14 protein-coding genes are annotated in these 16,285 nt (G+C 54.1%); 7 read left to right on the top strand and 7 right to left on the bottom strand.

Annotation, left to right across the window (positions count from 1 at the left end; translation table 11 throughout):
- Nucleotides 1-180 precede the first annotated feature (180 nt).
- From AABA21_RS25500 to AABA21_RS25480, 5 genes are all read left to right on the top strand, one after another.
- A complete protein-coding gene (locus AABA21_RS25500) occupies nucleotides 181-612 on the top strand; it encodes a hypothetical protein (protein WP_338254575.1) in 432 nt (143 codons plus the stop codon).
- Between the two features lie 183 nt (nucleotides 613-795).
- The gene (locus AABA21_RS25495; protein WP_338254573.1) at nucleotides 796-1,680 is read left to right on the top strand and encodes a 4-hydroxy-3-methylbut-2-enyl diphosphate reductase; all 885 of its coding nucleotides are present in this window, start codon (nucleotides 796-798) and stop codon (nucleotides 1,678-1,680) included.
- A gap of 5 nt (nucleotides 1,681-1,685) precedes the next feature.
- Complete coding sequence (locus tag AABA21_RS25490) at nucleotides 1,686-3,071, top strand: helicase-associated domain-containing protein (RefSeq protein WP_338254571.1); 1,386 nt, start codon at nucleotides 1,686-1,688, stop codon at nucleotides 3,069-3,071.
- 199 nt (nucleotides 3,072-3,270) lie between these two features.
- Nucleotides 3,271-3,765, top strand: a complete 495-nt coding sequence (locus AABA21_RS25485; RefSeq protein WP_338254569.1) for a YajQ family cyclic di-GMP-binding protein — start codon at nucleotides 3,271-3,273, stop codon at nucleotides 3,763-3,765.
- A 221-nt stretch (nucleotides 3,766-3,986) separates the two neighbouring features.
- Nucleotides 3,987-7,991 carry a tetratricopeptide repeat protein gene (locus tag AABA21_RS25480; protein WP_338254566.1) on the top strand — a complete coding sequence of 1,335 codons (4,005 nt, stop codon included), beginning with the start codon at nucleotides 3,987-3,989 and terminating at the stop codon, nucleotides 7,989-7,991.
- A 92-nt stretch (nucleotides 7,992-8,083) separates the two neighbouring features.
- Here AABA21_RS25480 and AABA21_RS25475 read toward each other — a convergent pair whose 3' ends face one another.
- The 3 genes from AABA21_RS25475 to AABA21_RS25465 form a co-directional block, all read right to left on the bottom strand.
- Nucleotides 8,084-9,220 (bottom strand): lipid II:glycine glycyltransferase FemX, encoded by a 1,137-nt coding sequence (locus tag AABA21_RS25475; protein WP_338254564.1) that lies wholly within the window; start codon nucleotides 9,218-9,220, stop codon nucleotides 8,084-8,086.
- Between the two features lie 63 nt (nucleotides 9,221-9,283).
- A complete protein-coding gene (locus tag AABA21_RS25470) occupies nucleotides 9,284-10,399 on the bottom strand; it encodes a lipid II:glycine glycyltransferase FemX (RefSeq protein ID WP_338254562.1) in 1,116 nt (371 codons plus the stop codon).
- Between the two features lie 6 nt (nucleotides 10,400-10,405).
- On the bottom strand, nucleotides 10,406-10,969 hold the full coding sequence (locus AABA21_RS25465) for a GNAT family N-acetyltransferase (RefSeq protein WP_338254561.1): 564 nt from the start codon (nucleotides 10,967-10,969) through the stop codon (nucleotides 10,406-10,408).
- A 407-nt stretch (nucleotides 10,970-11,376) separates the two neighbouring features.
- On the opposite strand from AABA21_RS25465, the gene AABA21_RS25460 reads away from it, so the two are divergent.
- Nucleotides 11,377-11,607, top strand: a complete 231-nt coding sequence (locus AABA21_RS25460; RefSeq protein WP_338254560.1) for a hypothetical protein — start codon at nucleotides 11,377-11,379, stop codon at nucleotides 11,605-11,607.
- Between the two features lie 579 nt (nucleotides 11,608-12,186).
- Here AABA21_RS25460 and AABA21_RS25455 read toward each other — a convergent pair.
- The 3 genes from AABA21_RS25455 to AABA21_RS25445 all read right to left on the bottom strand — a co-directional run bounded on the left by AABA21_RS25455 (nucleotide 12,187) and on the right by AABA21_RS25445 (nucleotide 14,323).
- Nucleotides 12,187-12,828, bottom strand: coding sequence for a DUF4291 domain-containing protein (locus tag AABA21_RS25455; protein ID WP_420917218.1), 642 nt, complete (start codon nucleotides 12,826-12,828; stop codon nucleotides 12,187-12,189).
- 30 nt (nucleotides 12,829-12,858) lie between these two features.
- Nucleotides 12,859-13,407 (bottom strand): GNAT family N-acetyltransferase, encoded by a 549-nt coding sequence (locus AABA21_RS25450; RefSeq protein ID WP_338254557.1) that lies wholly within the window; start codon nucleotides 13,405-13,407, stop codon nucleotides 12,859-12,861.
- A gap of 178 nt (nucleotides 13,408-13,585) precedes the next feature.
- Entirely contained in the window at nucleotides 13,586-14,323 is a 738-nt protein-coding gene (locus tag AABA21_RS25445) for a cytidylate kinase-like family protein (RefSeq protein ID WP_338254556.1), read from the bottom strand.
- A 227-nt stretch (nucleotides 14,324-14,550) separates the two neighbouring features.
- Between AABA21_RS25445 and AABA21_RS25440 the strand changes: the two genes are divergently transcribed.
- Nucleotides 14,551-15,411 carry a pentapeptide repeat-containing protein gene (locus AABA21_RS25440; RefSeq protein WP_338254554.1) on the top strand — a complete coding sequence of 287 codons (861 nt, stop codon included), beginning with the start codon at nucleotides 14,551-14,553 and terminating at the stop codon, nucleotides 15,409-15,411.
- Nucleotides 15,412-15,471: 60 nt separating this feature from the next.
- Here the strand turns inward: AABA21_RS25440 and AABA21_RS25435 are convergent, their stop codons facing one another.
- The gene (locus AABA21_RS25435; protein WP_338254553.1) at nucleotides 15,472-16,263 is read right to left on the bottom strand and encodes a polysaccharide deacetylase family protein; all 792 of its coding nucleotides are present in this window, start codon (nucleotides 16,261-16,263) and stop codon (nucleotides 15,472-15,474) included.
- Nucleotides 16,264-16,285: the final 22 nt, after the last annotated feature.

The following is a 16,285-nucleotide window of genomic DNA, read 5'->3' as shown; positions in this document are numbered from 1 at the left end:
GGTAAATTGTAAAAAACATGTGGATGAGCGCTGATCTCTGGATGAGGTGTGAGCTTCTGAAATCAGCCATATGACCACAGTTTTGGCGCGGCCCACGGTGGTTTGCGACCCGGCGGCGTTTACGATCGTACTTAATTGCAGACTAGAATGAATAGCTACCGATGACAGAGGAGAATATCAATGCCAGACATAGCACCGGAGGTGCTGTCCATCGCAGACGCTTGCCTTGGTGGATTGCAGGGTCGTTCCGCATTGTTAATAGGCCCTGAAGAGCAACGCTACCCGTATCTACAATTACTGCGACAAGAGAGAATGAAGTACATCTACCAGGAGGAGACGCCGGAGCGCGCCCCCTATATTCTTCCTTATGTCCAGCTACTAATCTATACGCCCGCGATCACCCGGTTTGAGGGGCAGCGCCTGGTGATCCCCTATCTGACGGCGGGCACAATCGCAAAGGGTTGCGAGGGCAGGCGTACCCCGCTGCTGATCTTTGATCTCGCGCCCACCACATCTGTCGAAGAGCTGGCCGGTCTCCTACCCGCCGTCTGCCTGTACACACCCGAAGACCTGCGTCGCATCCTCTGCAAAACCGCCATGAAAGCCTCTTAAACGCAAAAAATTTGATGTTACCTCTCGCGCCGCCGTTGGCGGCGCGAGAGGTAACATCAAATTTTTTGCTACCCAATTTCATTGGGGCATTATATCAGTGTATAATAGGAACTTGAGAAACCTGGAATCACCCTCGTATCGTGTGAGGGCCGCACAATCAACCAGCTATTTGGAAGAAAACGAATGGAAGTTATAAAAATCTCACCTCGTGGCTACTGCTATGGTGTCGTTGACGCGCTGACCATCGCGCGCAAGGCGGCCAAAGATGAAACATTGCCACGTCCCATCTACATTATTGGTCAAATTATTCATAACCGTCACGCCATCGATGAGCTGACCGGAATGGGAGTCATCACGCTGGATGGACCCAATCGCGCGGCCATCCTGGAGCAGGTGGAGTCTGGCACGGCCATCTTCACCGCCCACGGGGTCTCGCCCGAAGTCAAACGGCGCGCACAGGCACGCGGCCTGCACTGCATCGACGCGACCTGTCCCGATGTCACAAAAACGCATGACCTGGTCAAAGACCTGGTGGCTCGGGGCTATTACATCCTCTACGTGGGCAAGAAAGGCCATCCCGAACCCGAAGGTGTGATGGGTGAGATTCCCGGCCATGTTAGCCTGATTGAGGTTGAGGCCGACGTTGATGCTCTACAACTGACACCCGAGCAGCAGCAGAAGATCGCCGTTTCCACCCAGACCACCCTGTCACAATGGGATACGCGCCGCGTGATCGAGTATATTAAGGAGCGCTATCCCCAGGCCGAGGTACACGTCGATATCTGCGCCGCCACGCAGACCCGGCAGGAGGCGGTGGCCGCCCAGGCGCGTGGCGCGGACCTGACCGTCGTGGTCGGAGATCCACGCAGCAATAATACCAATCGCCTGGTTCAGGTATCCGAGGAGTTGGCTGGCGTGCCAGCTGTACGCATCGAGGATCTGTCGCAACTAGATCCAGCCTGGCTTAAGGGGAAAAAGCGAGTCGCAGTGACCGCTGGTGCCTCGACCCCCAGCCAGCTCACACGCGAGGTGATTCGTTATCTGGAGCAATATCCAGTAGAAGCATAGAACTTATGCAAGAGAAACTCGCAGCCGGGCCTCAACAGATTACAACAGGAGAGACCGCGTTCCTCTACGATGTGGCAACACTCGTCAACGCGGTCTACCAGACCACCATTGAGCTGACCAGGGAAAGCAATGTCCCCAAGCGTATCACCAAGAAGATACGCCCCCTGCTCAAGGGACAGGAACGCCCCAGCTGGAGCAGCAATGATGTCTATGTCGACATGGTGATGAGCTTCCTTCTCAAGGCAAAAATCATCATGCAGATACAGCCACCCCTCGACAATGCCAAATTTCGTTTAGCACCCGGACCCGCGCTCGCTCCGTGGACGAGAAAGAACGTTCTGGAACAAACCTGCCAGCTACTGGAGAGCTGGCAAGAGGGCTACAACTGGATCGACGTACCCAGGGCTGCGCCGGAGCAGGGAAACCACTTCTATAATTCATATACGTCCAGTCATTCTCTACGCCCCCTGCTACTCAAACAGCTCTATGCATATCCCGCAGGCGCCTGGTATTCAGTCGAAACCCTGATCCGTGAGATCTGGGAGGATCATCCCGAACTGGCCAAACAGCAACAGTGGAGGGGAGCTTACTACACCGGCTACCAGAAAGGACCTCCCAAAAAAAACGATAAAAGAAATCTTTTCATCGAATGGGCCATCCAGGCCGCGCCTTCATTTATTAATATGCTGTACTCTTCTTTGGTCGAAATAGGGGTCGTCGATGTAGGAAATGATCCTCTGGTCGATGACAATAAGCTGCTGCTCTCCTCTTGCGCCTTCCGCATTACTGAATTGGGCGAGCAAGCCATCGCGCAGATAATAAAACCAAAATCGGATAAATCAGAAGATAAGAAGGGCTCCGCAGACACACCACCACCCCAGAAATCGCTGATTGTCCAGCCTAATTATGAGCTTCTACTGCTGCAGCCGGATCTTCCCACCCTCTATAGCCTGCTGCCCTTTACACAGGTGAAGCAGATCCAAATGGTCAGCACCCTGCTGCTGACCCAGAGCTCCGTCCTGCGTGCCCTCCAGCACGGATTCAACGCCGAAAAGATACTGACAACATTGCAGGAGCTGAGCCAGAAAGAACTACCGCAAAACGTGGTTTACAGCCTGCAAGACTGGGTGCGGCAGCATAAACAGGCGACGATCTCGCAGGCGATGCTGCTGGAGCTATCAGACGAAGAGACGGCGACACGCCTCTCTCAGCATCCCACCCTGACCAAAATGGATGTGCGCCAGCTAACGCCAACCCTGCTGGCCATCCCGTTCGATGAGAGTAGCAGTATCAACTACCAGAGCATCCAGCTGCTGCTGGATAAAGAGAATATCTCCTCGAACTTTCTCGCTCTGTCCAAACCGAGCCGCAACTACCGCGGCTACTATTAGGCCAATTGATGTACTATACTTACGTATATCCCTTTTGATTGTCCATAGGCTGTGTGCCACTTGGGGGATAAAGTGGAAACAGGAGGCAAAATGCGCTACAATGCCAGAGAAGGTCTAGACTCGCGAAGATAGCTAAAGATGTAGCGTATTCCTCTACTAGCCATATTGTACCAATCTATACGACAAAGAGAGGATTCTCATGGCAGGTGACTGTTCATTCGATATAGTATCGCAATTTGACGAACAAGAGTTGGTGAATACCATCGACCAGGCTCGACGCGAAGTACAGACGCGATACGATCTGAAAGATACAAAAACGGATATAGCGCAGGCGAAAGATTCGATTACCATCACAACCGATAGCGAGCTTTCGCTGAAGAGTGTACGTGATATCCTGGAATCCAAGGCTGTACGCCGCAAGTTGTCTTTAAAAATCTTCAAACCTGGCAAAGAAGAGAACGCGGCTGGCGGCCGGGTACGCCAGGTTATCGAGCTACAGCAAGGAATTACGCAGGAACAGGCAAAAGAGTTGGGTAAAATCATTCGCGAGGCCTACCCCAAGGTGCGTACGCAGATTCAGGGAGACGCCGTCCGGGTCCTGGCCAAGAACCGCGATGATTTACAGGCGGTCATTGCTCTGCTCAAACAGAAGGATTACCCGATTCCACTGGACTTTATCAACTACCGAGGGTAGCACTTCAGGCATGGGCACATAGGGAATGACCAACAAACATTCCTGTACAATACGACACAGAAATGTACAGGTACTTTAGTACCAAAACAAGTGTCCATGCCTTTGAATTGTTGTACCCTAGTTTTGACTAGACCAGTTAGCACGATTCGTAGTGGCGCGATATGAGCAGAAACGCAGGAGCGTCGCTACCTTGTGTGCTCATTCGAGAAAGTGAACCTTTCATGCCTGGGAACAGACAAGCCTTTAGTGCAGCGATTAACACGGCCGACCGCCAACGTTGGGATAGTCACTGGGCGGAAGCCATGCATGAGTACCAGAAAGCACTCACCGAGTTCCCAGAAGATGCTACAGCTCGTAGTGGTCTAGGGTTTTGCCATATGCAAATGAAGCAATGGCAATTAGCGCTCCACGAATATGAATATATTTTACAGCGCGACCCCAGCAACGTGATTGCTTTAAGCAAGACCGCCGAACTGTACGTCATTTTGAATAGGCGCGATGATGCCTATCAGGCATATCTGCATCTGGCTGATCTTTATTCGCAGGCCGGCCAGGGGGCGCGTGCAGAGGCCGCCTGGCAAAAGGCAGTTCAGTTGTCCCCCGGCAATCCCGAGCCTCACGAGCGACTGGCAAGCTATTATTTTGAGAAGAAAGATATCTCCCAGATGCTCCAGGAGCGCCTGGCGGCGGCTCAGGGCTATCTTCTCCGAAATGAACCGGGTCCGGCTCGTGTCCATTGTGAAGAGGTCCTACGTGCGGATGGGGCCAATCCCCAGGCACAATTATTGCTTTCCCAGATACAGGCAAGGGGGGCAGGCACGCAGCTTCCACCTGGAGAGGCGGGTGGAACATTTTCGTCAAATCAATCAGAGACCGGTGCTGGTCAGCCTGTGAATAACGGTAAAGGTCCAACTGCACAGCATCCATCATCTGTTAACAATCTTTCATTCACCGGTTCAGTAACATCGGAAAATACAAGCGGAGGGAATACTGGCATCATGGGTAACATGGGTAGCGCGGGTAACTTTGGTGGGGTAAACAATCCTGGATCAGCGGCAATGTCCGGAAACGGGATGAACTCAGCACCTCGCAATCGAATTACTGCCAACCAGGTCACAGGGGCATTGCAGCAGGCGCAAACATTTCAAAACCAGGGCCGTTTCAATGATGCTATAGACCTCTGTGAACAGATCCTGGAGAGTGGCTTTGATCGGCCAGATGCTCGCTATTTTTTAGGTTGGCTTTATCAGGAGCAGCAACGCTGGGATGAAGCGATCCAGCAGTTCCAGCTCCTGCTGAATGATCCCGATTACGCACTGTCCTGCTATTATGCGCTGGGTCAGTGTTACAGGGCCCGTGGCGATCTGCGTACCGCTACGATCCATTTTGATGAGGCGGTCGACCGGGTAAACTTAGATGCATTGACGGCCGAGGAGTCGGATCAGCTGGTCCAGCTCTGCCAGGAAGCGGCAGAGGCACATCGGCTTCTGGGTGAGCAGGAGCAGACGCTCACCGTGTATAATGCGTTGCTCGGTTTCTTGCGCAGTCGCGGCTGGAATGATAAGGTGGCCCAGGTGGAGTATATGCTCCAGCAGGCGCAGAATGCACCAACTCCTACGCGTACATCGACACCTCCACCTGCTGGAGTCACGCAGGCCCCTCCTCTTGACCAGGCAGGCTTCTCCCCATCGGATGTGCCGGAAGCACCAACGATGGAGATGAGCACCAATAGTATCGCGAATCCAAACAATACGACGTCGGCTGGCAATCAGGCCGGCTCGGGCGGCGATCTACCTGATTGGCTGACAGGCATTCTTAACGACTCGGAAAAGACCCAGAATGCGCCCAAGCCGGCGGCGCAGCAGCAGGCCTCATCGCCGACACAGGCCCCGGCGGAGCCGAGCGCGCCCCAGCCATCAGCGCCTAAAGCAGAGTCGGCCCCGTCCTGGCTGACGGATGAGGCGAAGCCAAACTCAACCCGTGTGCTGTCGCAGGAGCTTGATTCACTGGCGCCCCAGGCGCCAGCGCAGCCCGCGCCACAGGTACAGCAGTCGCAGCCTCTATCCACGCCGATGCCAGCGCCTCAGCAGCCAGCGGCGCAGATGGCGCCACCATCGCAACCGCTGGCTACGCCATCCGATCCTGTGCTGCCACCAGTAGCCTCACAGCCACTGGCGACCCCGTCACCGGTTATGCCGCCACAGGTTCCACCCACACCGGCGCCTCAGACATATCCGGCCGTACCGGCTGTGCAGTCACCGCTGGCGGCGTCGGTCTTCGAAGATCCACAGCTGATGGTGCCCAGCGCCCCGGCTCGTCCGGCACAGGAGCCCAAACCCGGCTTTGAGGATCTACTCAACCAGATGGCCGGCGCGCGAGGCATGGGCCAGGTCGCGGACGCGGTGGTCACCAGTACCGCCGCGCTGCCCGAGAACATCCGCATGCAGGTCATGCGCTCGATGCAGGACATTCAGAAATATATCAACCATGGCCTGCTGACACCGGCGATGGAAGAGTGTCTGCGCGTCATCGATATCGCGCCGCAATACCTGGATGTGCATCAGGTACTGTGCGAGATCTATGTGCGCCAGGGCAAAATTGAGCAGGCGATCACCAAGTACGCTATCCTGGTTGATACATACGTAGTCAATGGACGCATCGACGATGCGATCGCCACCTATCGCCGCATCCTGCAGCTGGAGCCAAATAATATTACCTATCGCATGCGCCTGATCAGCATGCTGTCCAATCAGGGCAACAAAGAGGATCTGTTGCGCGAGCGTACACTGGCGGCCGAGTCATATCTGCGCCTGGGCTACATGGACCGGGCGATGACCGAGCTGGAGCAGGCCCTGCAGGAGAGTCCGACCAACGTGCCGACACGGCTGAACTACGCGCTGGCCCTGCAGAAACTGGGACGCACCCAGCAGGCAGTGGCCGAATATCAGCGCGTATTGCAGATCGATCCACGCAATATTACCGCTCTAGTACGCTGGCATATCGCGATGATCACGGCCCTGGGCACCCCACGGGCAAACACCATGGAGTTGCTGTCGCGCATCCGCTGGCAGCTACGCGGCGAGGGCCAGAAGCACGCCCAGGCTGTGGTGCGTGAGTATACACAGAGCGCCGAGGTCCATCCCAACAACTCCGATGTGCACTTCGCGCTGGGCCAGATCTATCAGCAGTGCGGCTACTTCGATCGCGCGGTAGAGGAATACAACCAGGCGACCCGCGATAGCCATGTCGAGATCTTTGCCCGCGCCAGCTCGGCGCAGGCCCTGCTGTCACAAGGCAAGCCCGAGGCCGCCATCAATCAGCTGGAACAGGCGCTGCAAACCGTACGCATGTCGCCGCAGTCGCTTGATCCGGCCACCTGGGCGGCTCGTCCCCGCGAGGATGGCGAGGAGCATCGCGCGCCCGAGGTAGAGATCTCTACCCAACTGGCCAAAGCCTATGGCCGCACAGGCCAGCAGGAACAGATGCAAGCCATCTTGCGTCAGTTGCAGCGCGTCAAACCGGCTCAGGACGAGGTGGCCTCAAGCATGTCCGAGATCGCCTCACACCAGGGAGACCTCGATAGTGCGCTGCAGGAGTACGCGGACCTTGTTCAGCACTATCGCAACAATCGTCAGACCGATAACGCGATCAATGTCTTGAAGGAGATGGTGCGCCTGGCTCCTCAAGACACACGGGCCCATACCGAGCTCGCCGATATCTATGTCAATCGCGGCCTGCTTGAGGAAGGCATGGCGGAACTGCGTCTGCTGGCGGACATCTATCTGCGCCAGGGTAAGCTGGACAAGGCCGGCGAAGCTGTGCAGAACATCGGCAACATCTATGAGAAGATGGGCGATACTGAAGAGGCTCTGACCAGCCTGTTCCGAGCAGCCGAGCTCAATCCAGAGTCGATGGACCTGCTGCGCGAGGTGGTTGGCTTCTGCCTCCAGTTGGGTCGCAATCAGGATGCCGCCAAGTATCAGGGCATGATCGCCCGCCACTACTTCGAGACCCAGCAGGTCAAAGAAGCAGTCGCGGCACTGCAGCAGCTGATCACCATTGATCGCTCAAACTACGAGGCCTACGATATGCTCGGCCAGACCTACCAGTCGGTCGGAGAATACGAGCAGGCCAGTCGCGTCTATCGCAACCTGGCCAAAGTGAATCCTGGCAGCTCGGTCGCTCGCGAGCGCCTGGCCACCCTGCAGGAACTGCGCACCCGCTAATCTTTTTTCTAATAATATGAAATGGCGAAACGCGCGCCCCGAGCTTTTGCTCGGGGCGCGCGTTTCGCCATTTCATATTATTAAATACTTCCTCAAACCCCTTCTTTTTGAATGGGAGTGGGGGACTTTTGAGGTGCAGGAGCTGGCTCCTGCTTCTGTATGGCAGCATGGGTGGCGTGGCTGGCCTGGCGCATCTCGCGTCGCGCATCCAGCCGATGCTTAACATTGAGCATAGCGCGGTACGCCTGGTACACAAAGGGTTGATACACCAGGTCGTGCGTGGCCAGGAAGAGCATGGGCCGACCGCCAAAGCCGCGCTTGAAGAGATAGACGCCCCACATCTCCTGCCCCTCCTCCAGAATTTCAGGGATGCCGCGGAAGTTGTAATACTGGCAGCCGTGCTGCTTCGCCCACTGGATGCCGGTCCATTGCAGCAGGTGGTTGGGCATCTTTTCGCGGTGCTCATTGGATGAGGCGCCATACATATAATAAGCCCAGGGACCCGCCAGCAGAAGGATGATGCCCGAGATAGGCTGCCCCTCGTATTCGGCCAGGAACAGTGCCGCCCGGTCCTGCTCCCCCAGCACGCGCAGGATGTCGCTGTAGAGCGCCTTGTCGTTAATGAAGAATTTATCGCGCTCGCTGGTGGTTTCATACAAACGATAAAACGCATCGATGTCCGCCTGGCTCTCGCCACGACGAATCGTAATCCCTTTGCGACCGGCCAGGCGAATATTATAACGCCACTTCTCTTTCATGCCGGACAGCAGGGTCTTTTCATCGGATTGGATATCCAGCACCCATTCGTTGCGGATATGCATGTGGGAGGGATTGACGCGGAAACCACGACGCTTGAGGGCCGTCAACCAGTTGAAGTTGTCCGCCTCGACGGATGGCTCGATCTTGAGCATAAAGGCATGACGCTTGCGCGCCTCTACCTTGATATAGTTGAGAAGGACCGTCATGGCGGGGGAGGCAGGATCGTCGATCACCGGTCCACGGGGCGCGTAAAAATAGGTTTGCTTGAGGACCGGGACCCGCGATACGACCAGTAAGGTCGCCGCGCATAATTGGCCGGCATCATCCAGCACCCCGATCCGCAACATCTCTTCCGCTCCCAGGTATGAGCCAAACTCCGCCCATTCATAGGTCTGCGTCACATTGCAACAAACGGATGACATGACAAAGTCATTCCATTGTTGGCGATCATGAATAATACGAGCTTCCATACGTCCTCTTCCAAATAACCAATAAGGTTGTTTTTAGATCGTTTTTTGTTACCCCTACGCTGCTTAATCGACATCCAATAAGACTTCTGGTATACCCGACTGGAGTCGGGTATACTGCCGCTCTTTGTGGCGCTGCTGGCGGCCAAGCTCAACCAGTTTGCGCCATGGCTTATAGATCAGTGGTTGGTAGACGTAATCCTGGGTCGGCATGGTCAGGCGGGAGTAGCCGCCAAAGCCGCGCTTATACTCGTATCCCTCCCATAAATCCTCACCCGGCACCAGTACATCGGGAATAGAGCGGAAATCAAAGAAGTGGCATCCGCGCTGCTGCGCCCATTGCAGGGCGTGGTATTGGAGCAGATAGGTCGCCAGTTGAGCGCTCTCCGTCTCTTGTTCCCCTGTAAACATATCCCAACACCACTGACCGAAGCGCAAAATCATTTTCGCGGCCAGCAGCTGCCCATCCCTCTCGGCCAGCAAAATAGCGGCATCGTGGGAAGGTGAGGCGGCGAAGGCCTGCAGCGTTTGCCAGTGATACTCTTTAGCATGCACAAAGACATCGCTGCGCTCACTGGAAGCCTTAAGCAGTTCATAGTAAGCATCGAAGTCTCGTGACAGGCAGGCGGTACGCACCACCACCCCTTGCTGCTCTGCCTCGCGAATACGACTCTGCCAGTCCGGTAGAAATCTGGCGTAGAGTTGCTCGGCAGGAGGTCGGATATCCAGTACCCACGATCGCCTTCCATGCACCGAATTAGGATTGCTCAAAAACCCTGCTTTATGGTACACCGCCAGCCAGGTATCGAGATTGGGATCGTCATCAGCGATATCAGGTTCAACGCGTAAGGCAACCGCATGCGCATGCTGCGCAATCAGAGCTACGTGCTTCACAAGTAATGCCAGGGTAGAGACATCCATACGCTCCAACACCGGCCCGCGTGCGCAATATAGCCAGGTCGGACGTAGTTTGGGTAATGGCAACGGAACCGCGGATACCGTCAGGAGCATGGTGCCAATCAGACGTCCATCTTCCAGGACGCCCAGGCGGTAGATCTTTTCACCCAGTTCACGGCTAAGCTCTCCCCACTCATAGGACTGCAAAAAATGTCCGTGGGGCTGACTCAGCACAAAGGTATTCCATTGCTGACGATCGTGGATTTCCTGGATTGTGATACTCATGTGAGACTACAACGTTTCTAAGTACTCACTTCTCAAGAGGCTATAGACGCGAACACTGTGATATTTGCCGAAGCGCAGGATCATCTCACGCAGGGTTCCCTCGTGTTTGAAGCCAGCCTTTTCATCAGCGCGCCAACCACCGATATTCTCTTCCATATCCTGAGTCTGAATACGATTGAGGTTCAACTCTAAAAATCCATAGCGCAGCATCAGCCTGGTCGCCTCGGTCCCGAAACCCTTACCGTGCAGGTTGCGGTCCCCGATAATGACATAAAACTCGGCGGTCTGATTCAAGACATTGATATCCTTGAGTCCTACCAGACCCACCAGGCGGTTATCCTCTTTCAATGCCACGCCAAACAAAATATGCCGTGTATCTTTATATAGATTGTCTAATCTCTCTCTACCGCGTGTGTCGCTGGTAGGATAGATCGAAAAATAGCGGCGGATCTCTTCATCATTCATCCATGTTGAATAAAGATGATTATCCTGAGCCGGCTCTAGAGGCCGTAAATACAGGCGCTCCCCAACAATAAAGGGATTCTGCAAATTCGAAGTATCCTGGGTCATATTCTACGCTTCCCTTCTTCCAAGTTCGTCTTAATTTTCCCCGTAGGATTCCATGGGAAGTATAGCATAGGGGGTAGGACGAGGCAATTTTACTGCCTGATTCGTAGGTCATTTGTATATCTGATCCATCCTCATCAACCCCCCACCAAAACAAAAAAACGCCTCCAATCTACCAAAAGCAACAAGAAGCGCAGAGGTCAGGCCTCTGCGCTTCTTGTTGCTTTTGGTAGATTGATTAATGTGAATACAGTGGTCTAAGATTGCCACCATGGTACGAGCAAGAACCTCTTACACCACCGGAATGCGAAAAGGTGTAATCTCTGCACTGCTCAACATAGCCTGCCGTCTTGACCCAAAAGCTTTCTATACAGGAAAAGTAGAGGCAGAAGTTAGCAGGGGGACTGTATATGACGTTGCCAGGATTGAAGTCGTATCCCCATGGATTGCCATTGACACCTGTCACAACCGGCGGCTGCGTCGGCTGCGGTGCCGGTGGTTGCGTCGGCTGCGGTGCTGGTGCCTGGGTAGGCACAGGCTTCGGTGTTGGAGTAGGCGGGATCGGCGTTGGAGTAGGCCGTGGCGTGGGTGTCGGTCGTGGTGTGGGCGTCGGTCGTGGTGTGGGCGTCGGCTTTGGCTGAGTTGTTGCTGTAGGCTTCAACACTGTATGAGTTGCGGTAGTTGTAACTTTACTGGTTTGAGTCACACTTGCAGTTGAGGTACCATCTGTATTCGCGCAGGAACATAACATAAAGATTACAAGAATTCCACAAGCGATTCCCCAAATTGTTGTTATTTTGGGCTTTCTATACCGATTCGGTGTACCTTTCGTTAGGATTGGAGATGTAGAAGTATTAAACGGGCCAGAATACGACGACCGAATGGATTGACTGGACATAATATCTTGTCCATAAAAACTATCCTGAAGGTCATCAGTGTTGTGATACATGCTCATACCAACTTTCGCAAACGTAATATTGATAAAATCAAACTCGTTGATTTCAACACGCACACCCTGAAATAGTCACAGTAAATATACAGAGTGTTGTAAGCGTGCATCTATATAACGCTATTAGCATAAAGATTTATCACTTAAATTGAAGTTATTAACTGCATTTGATCTAGAATAGCAGGCACAGATGGTGGAAACGGAGACACCATATCCAGAATCAACACATGAGAACGTTGTGCTGGTGCCCCTTTCAGAGGTATCGATCAGATTAAACTGTGCTGATGCCGAGGTGTGCGGCTACCTGTGAGTCGTGAACGGGATAAACTTTTTCAAGTGGGATGATTAAAGAGGGGTAGTCATTGGCCCGGACATGCTGGTACTGTTGATGAGCAAATTCTGAGATATCTTCGATATCTATAATCCATTCTCTACTATATTTAGCGAGTACCTCTCCACGTAGCCCCAATTGGAGAGCTCGTCGCTCAAGCTTGTTGCCTTTGGGGTCATGATCGGGGTCCCACTGTAAGCGCACAGCTGAAGCCGCCAGGGTCTGTTTCCATGCAGCGCTACTTTTATAGACTTCTTCAATATAGCTAGAATGAACCGCTTGCGAGAGGATCTCGTCAAAGGCCGAGCGCCGGATACGGATGGCGAGCACCACCTCTTGATCGGGGGAACTGGACCACTGGCTACGATACATCATCCATAAAAAGCCGGGCTTGATCCAACTCATGCGTGAGAGCAAGAAGTCACCGCCAAAGTAGCCATGACGAGCAGCGAAATGCCCTATCCCAGGCCTGTATGCCTGGTAGATAATAACAGATTCCTCATCATATTGGGCCAGGATGTGACGACCACTGGCTGGCCATTGCGTGCTTTGATTGAGGTAAGGTTCAACGATCAGACGCATCATGCGCCCCTTTGATTGAGTCGGGGATGTCTACTCCCCCAGTATTTTTATCATGCGTATATAGTGACGTTGATAGAGGACGGTTTTCCGGGTACCAACATAGTGCTGTTGCGTGTACAGGTTTAACGCCGGCTCATTCTCTTGCTCAGCATTCAGCGAGACCTTAGAATAGTGATGCTGACGTGCCAGTTGTTCCGCGACGTGCAGCAGGCGCGTGCCGATCCCTCGGCGGCTCCAGTCTTTGAATACCGCGAGTCCATCGACATACCATTCATCCTCTTCAGACTCCTGTTCAAGCCAGGGACCGACGGCGGCGTTGAGCCGCGCCTCATCGCGGCCACCAAAGCTCAAAACCAGTCCAACTATCTTCCCGTCCAGTTCGGCAACCTGGATGTTTTGATAGCTAAAACGATTGCCTTCCTGGCGGAAGTAGTTCTGTAAGCGCTCAATCCACCCGTCCGCATGTTCTTCTGGCAGAGGATAGTCGAGCTGTGTATGTGTATACGCCGAGGAGAGCAGGAGCGCTGCTACCTCGGCGTCGTCTGGCTGTGCTGGTCTGATCTGGATGGAATCTCGCATTATTTTTCCTGAAGAGGGGTATCATCGGTAATATTTCATCACCGGACAATCTTGTACCTGATCACTATATCACACGGCGGGAGGCCGCTGCTGTCTCCCAGTCCGGCAACAGAGGGCCCTGGCTGTTGCCAGGGCCCTCTGCTTTTTTCAGAACTTGTCACACGCTCTTCAGGCGGGATTATTTGGGAGGGGTGCGAAAGTCCAGTGGTTGACCAGGATATTTGCCGAAGCCGGCTCCTGGTCCCAGTTCCTCTTCGGGGATAGAAAGGCGATTGGCTTTCCGCTCCAGGGCCAGACAGATCAGGTCAACCGTGCTATCCAGGTCGATAACGCCGGTGTTCAGGACCAGATCGTAGAGATGGGCATCGCTGCTATTGGCGCGGTAATGGGCCTGCAGATAGCGTTCGCGATGGCGATCCTTCTGTAAGACACGATCACGTGCCAGATCACGGTTCAGACCTTCTCGCTGCACCACATAGGCGATACGTTGCTCAAGTGGCGCGATAATACGCACATGCAGCACATCGCGGATACGTTCCAGGATCTTCTGCGATCCCCTGCCAACAATAACCACGTGGCCTTCGCGCGCTACCGCCTGCACCACGCTGACCAGCGCCTGGTGGTATCCTTCTTCCGACGTATTCATGTTACTCGTATCTACCAGCAAAGCGGGATCGATTGAACGCATGCTGGATAGGATACGCGCTATGGTACCCTGCGAATACTCATCCTGCTGCTCAACTTCATATTCACTAACACCTAACATATGAGCAATGCGAACCACAAATTCATGATCAATCAATTGCCATTGTAGTTTTTGGGCTACGCGGCGAGCAATTTCGCCGCCTCCACTCCCATATTCGCGCGAGATGGTAATGGCGCGCATCTGTGCACCCGGAGTTGATTGACGGTTCATAATGAATTCCTCCCATCATTCACGGGATATTGTACATACCATTCGAAGTCCTTCTATCTTTATCACGGATAAACACGTACTCAGAAGGACAACACGGGGTAGATCCAGCTCTGGGCGGACATTAGCACATCTGCTATACTTCTACTGCATCCGATATTGGAATACAATTATCTACTACGGACTGCACCCGCTGGGAAATGCCGTCTATTGGAAGGGAACTACCTATATTGTCTGAACCAGGAGAACGCGTAGAGACTACCCATAATGCTGAAAGAGAGCTTTTGACGCTGCGAGCCAACTGTCAGCAGTGCTTTGCGCTGTGCTGCGTTGTTCCGGCCTTTGCCGCATCGGCCGATTTCGCCATCAATAAAGGTGCAGGACATGCTTGCCCCCATCTACAATCAGACTTTCGCTGCGACATGCATACAACCCTCAGGCAGCGGGGCTTCCGGGGCTGCACCGTTTACGACTGCTTTGGCGCGGGACAAAGGGTCTCTCAACTTACATTCAGCGGACACGACTGGCGCGATTCCCCACAGACCGCGCAGCAGATGTTCGCGGTCTTCCCGGTCATGCGAGACCTGCATGAGCTGCTCTGGTATGTGACCACGGCATTGACATTGCCTGCAGCCGAACCACTTTATGCAGACCTTCGCCACGCCCAGGCAGAGATCAAAAGCCTCACCCACTATAGTCCAGAAGAGCTCCTGGCTCTGGACATAGCCGCTCATCGGCAGACTATCAATATTTTGCTCGTACGCGCCAGCGAACTTGCGCGCGCGGGTGTACGCGGCAAGAAGAAAGAGCATAGGGGTGCTGATCTCGTCGGAGCGCGACTCAAAGGTGCTGACCTCAGGGGCGCTAATCTCAGGGGAACATTGCTCATCGGGGCCGATCTGCGAAATGCCAATCTGCAGCTGGCCGATCTCACAGGTGCCGATCTCAGGGATGCAGACCTGCGGGGTGCCGACCTCAGTGGGTGCATCTTCCTCATTCAATCTCAGCTGGATGCGGCAAAGGGGGATAGCAAAACGAAGTTACCATCGTCGCTACGATATCCTCAACATTGGAGCGGTGCCGCGCAATAAAACTGGCCGGATCACGTGATCCGGCCAGTCAGGGAGGGGGAAGCGGAATGGATATCACAGCTACCTCATATCATTGATAAGCTGTGATACAGTCACCAGGGTGAAGCCTCGCTGATGCAGGCCAGCGATAATCTGCGGCAGGGCCGCCACGGTCTGCGAGCGATCGCCGCCACCATCGTGCATCAATACAATGTCGCCGTTGCCGGCATGGTCGAGCACCGAGCGTACGATTGCGTCTGTACCCGGAAGGCTCCAGTCCTGCGTATCGATGTTCCATAGCACAGGCGTCAGGTGCAACTGCTGAGCCTGGGTCTTGACTGCCGTATTGATTGCTCCATAGGGTGGCCGGAAGAGAACGGGCGAGACGCCACTATCGCTCTGAATAACACTGCTGGTATCCGTCAACTCTTTCTCAATTGTGTCGTCAGAGGCTTTGGTGAGATCCGGATGAGTCCATGTATGGTTGCCGACGACATGGCCCTCGCTATTTTCCCGGGCCACCATCTCTGGATAGTCGCGCGCGTTTTCACCGACGCAGAAAAAGGTCGCGTGGACATGGTTGCTGCTCAAAATGTTCAGGATCGGACCGGTGAAGACAGGATTGGGGCCATCATCAAAGGTCAAGGCGATCTCAGGCTTCGTAGAGCTTCCCTGGAAGATGACGCTCTGTACTACTTCTGGCGCGGGTGTAGCTGGCTTATCATTAATAACTTTTACAGTCGCCGTTGGCTGTACGGTCGGCGTTGGCGTCAACACGACGGAATGCGTATCGCTGGCATAGGCAACAATCACCGATCCCCAGGTTGCCAGGCAGGCAACCAGAATACCCAGCAGCAAGAATATCTTTTTCATAAGCGCCCCCAAATCCATTCAG

Source organism: Dictyobacter halimunensis (assembly GCF_036245075.1).
The sequence above is the reverse complement of the archived record's forward strand: the minus strand, read 5'-3'. Positions and strand labels throughout refer to the sequence as shown.

Coding starts and splice junctions, on each gene's coding strand:
- AABA21_RS25455 (WP_420917218.1), bottom strand. CDS start 12,828: ATGCGTCTGATCGTTGAACCTTACCTCAATCAAAGCACGCAATGGCCA.
- AABA21_RS25450 (WP_338254557.1), bottom strand. CDS start 13,407: ATGCGAGATTCCATCCAGATCAGACCAGCACAGCCAGACGACGCCGAG.
- AABA21_RS25495 (WP_338254573.1), top strand. CDS start 796: ATGGAAGTTATAAAAATCTCACCTCGTGGCTACTGCTATGGTGTCGTT.
- AABA21_RS25445 (WP_338254556.1), bottom strand. CDS start 14,323: ATGAACCGTCAATCAACTCCGGGTGCACAGATGCGCGCCATTACCATC.
- AABA21_RS25435 (WP_338254553.1), bottom strand. CDS start 16,263: ATGAAAAAGATATTCTTGCTGCTGGGTATTCTGGTTGCCTGCCTGGCA.
- AABA21_RS25500 (WP_338254575.1), top strand. CDS start 181: ATGCCAGACATAGCACCGGAGGTGCTGTCCATCGCAGACGCTTGCCTT.
- AABA21_RS25475 (WP_338254564.1), bottom strand. CDS start 9,220: ATGGAAGCTCGTATTATTCATGATCGCCAACAATGGAATGACTTTGTC.
- AABA21_RS25470 (WP_338254562.1), bottom strand. CDS start 10,399: ATGAGTATCACAATCCAGGAAATCCACGATCGTCAGCAATGGAATACC.
- AABA21_RS25465 (WP_338254561.1), bottom strand. CDS start 10,969: ATGACCCAGGATACTTCGAATTTGCAGAATCCCTTTATTGTTGGGGAG.
- AABA21_RS25480 (WP_338254566.1), top strand. CDS start 3,987: ATGCCTGGGAACAGACAAGCCTTTAGTGCAGCGATTAACACGGCCGAC.
- AABA21_RS25485 (WP_338254569.1), top strand. CDS start 3,271: ATGGCAGGTGACTGTTCATTCGATATAGTATCGCAATTTGACGAACAA.
- AABA21_RS25460 (WP_338254560.1), top strand. CDS start 11,377: ATGACGTTGCCAGGATTGAAGTCGTATCCCCATGGATTGCCATTGACA.
- AABA21_RS25490 (WP_338254571.1), top strand. CDS start 1,686: ATGCAAGAGAAACTCGCAGCCGGGCCTCAACAGATTACAACAGGAGAG.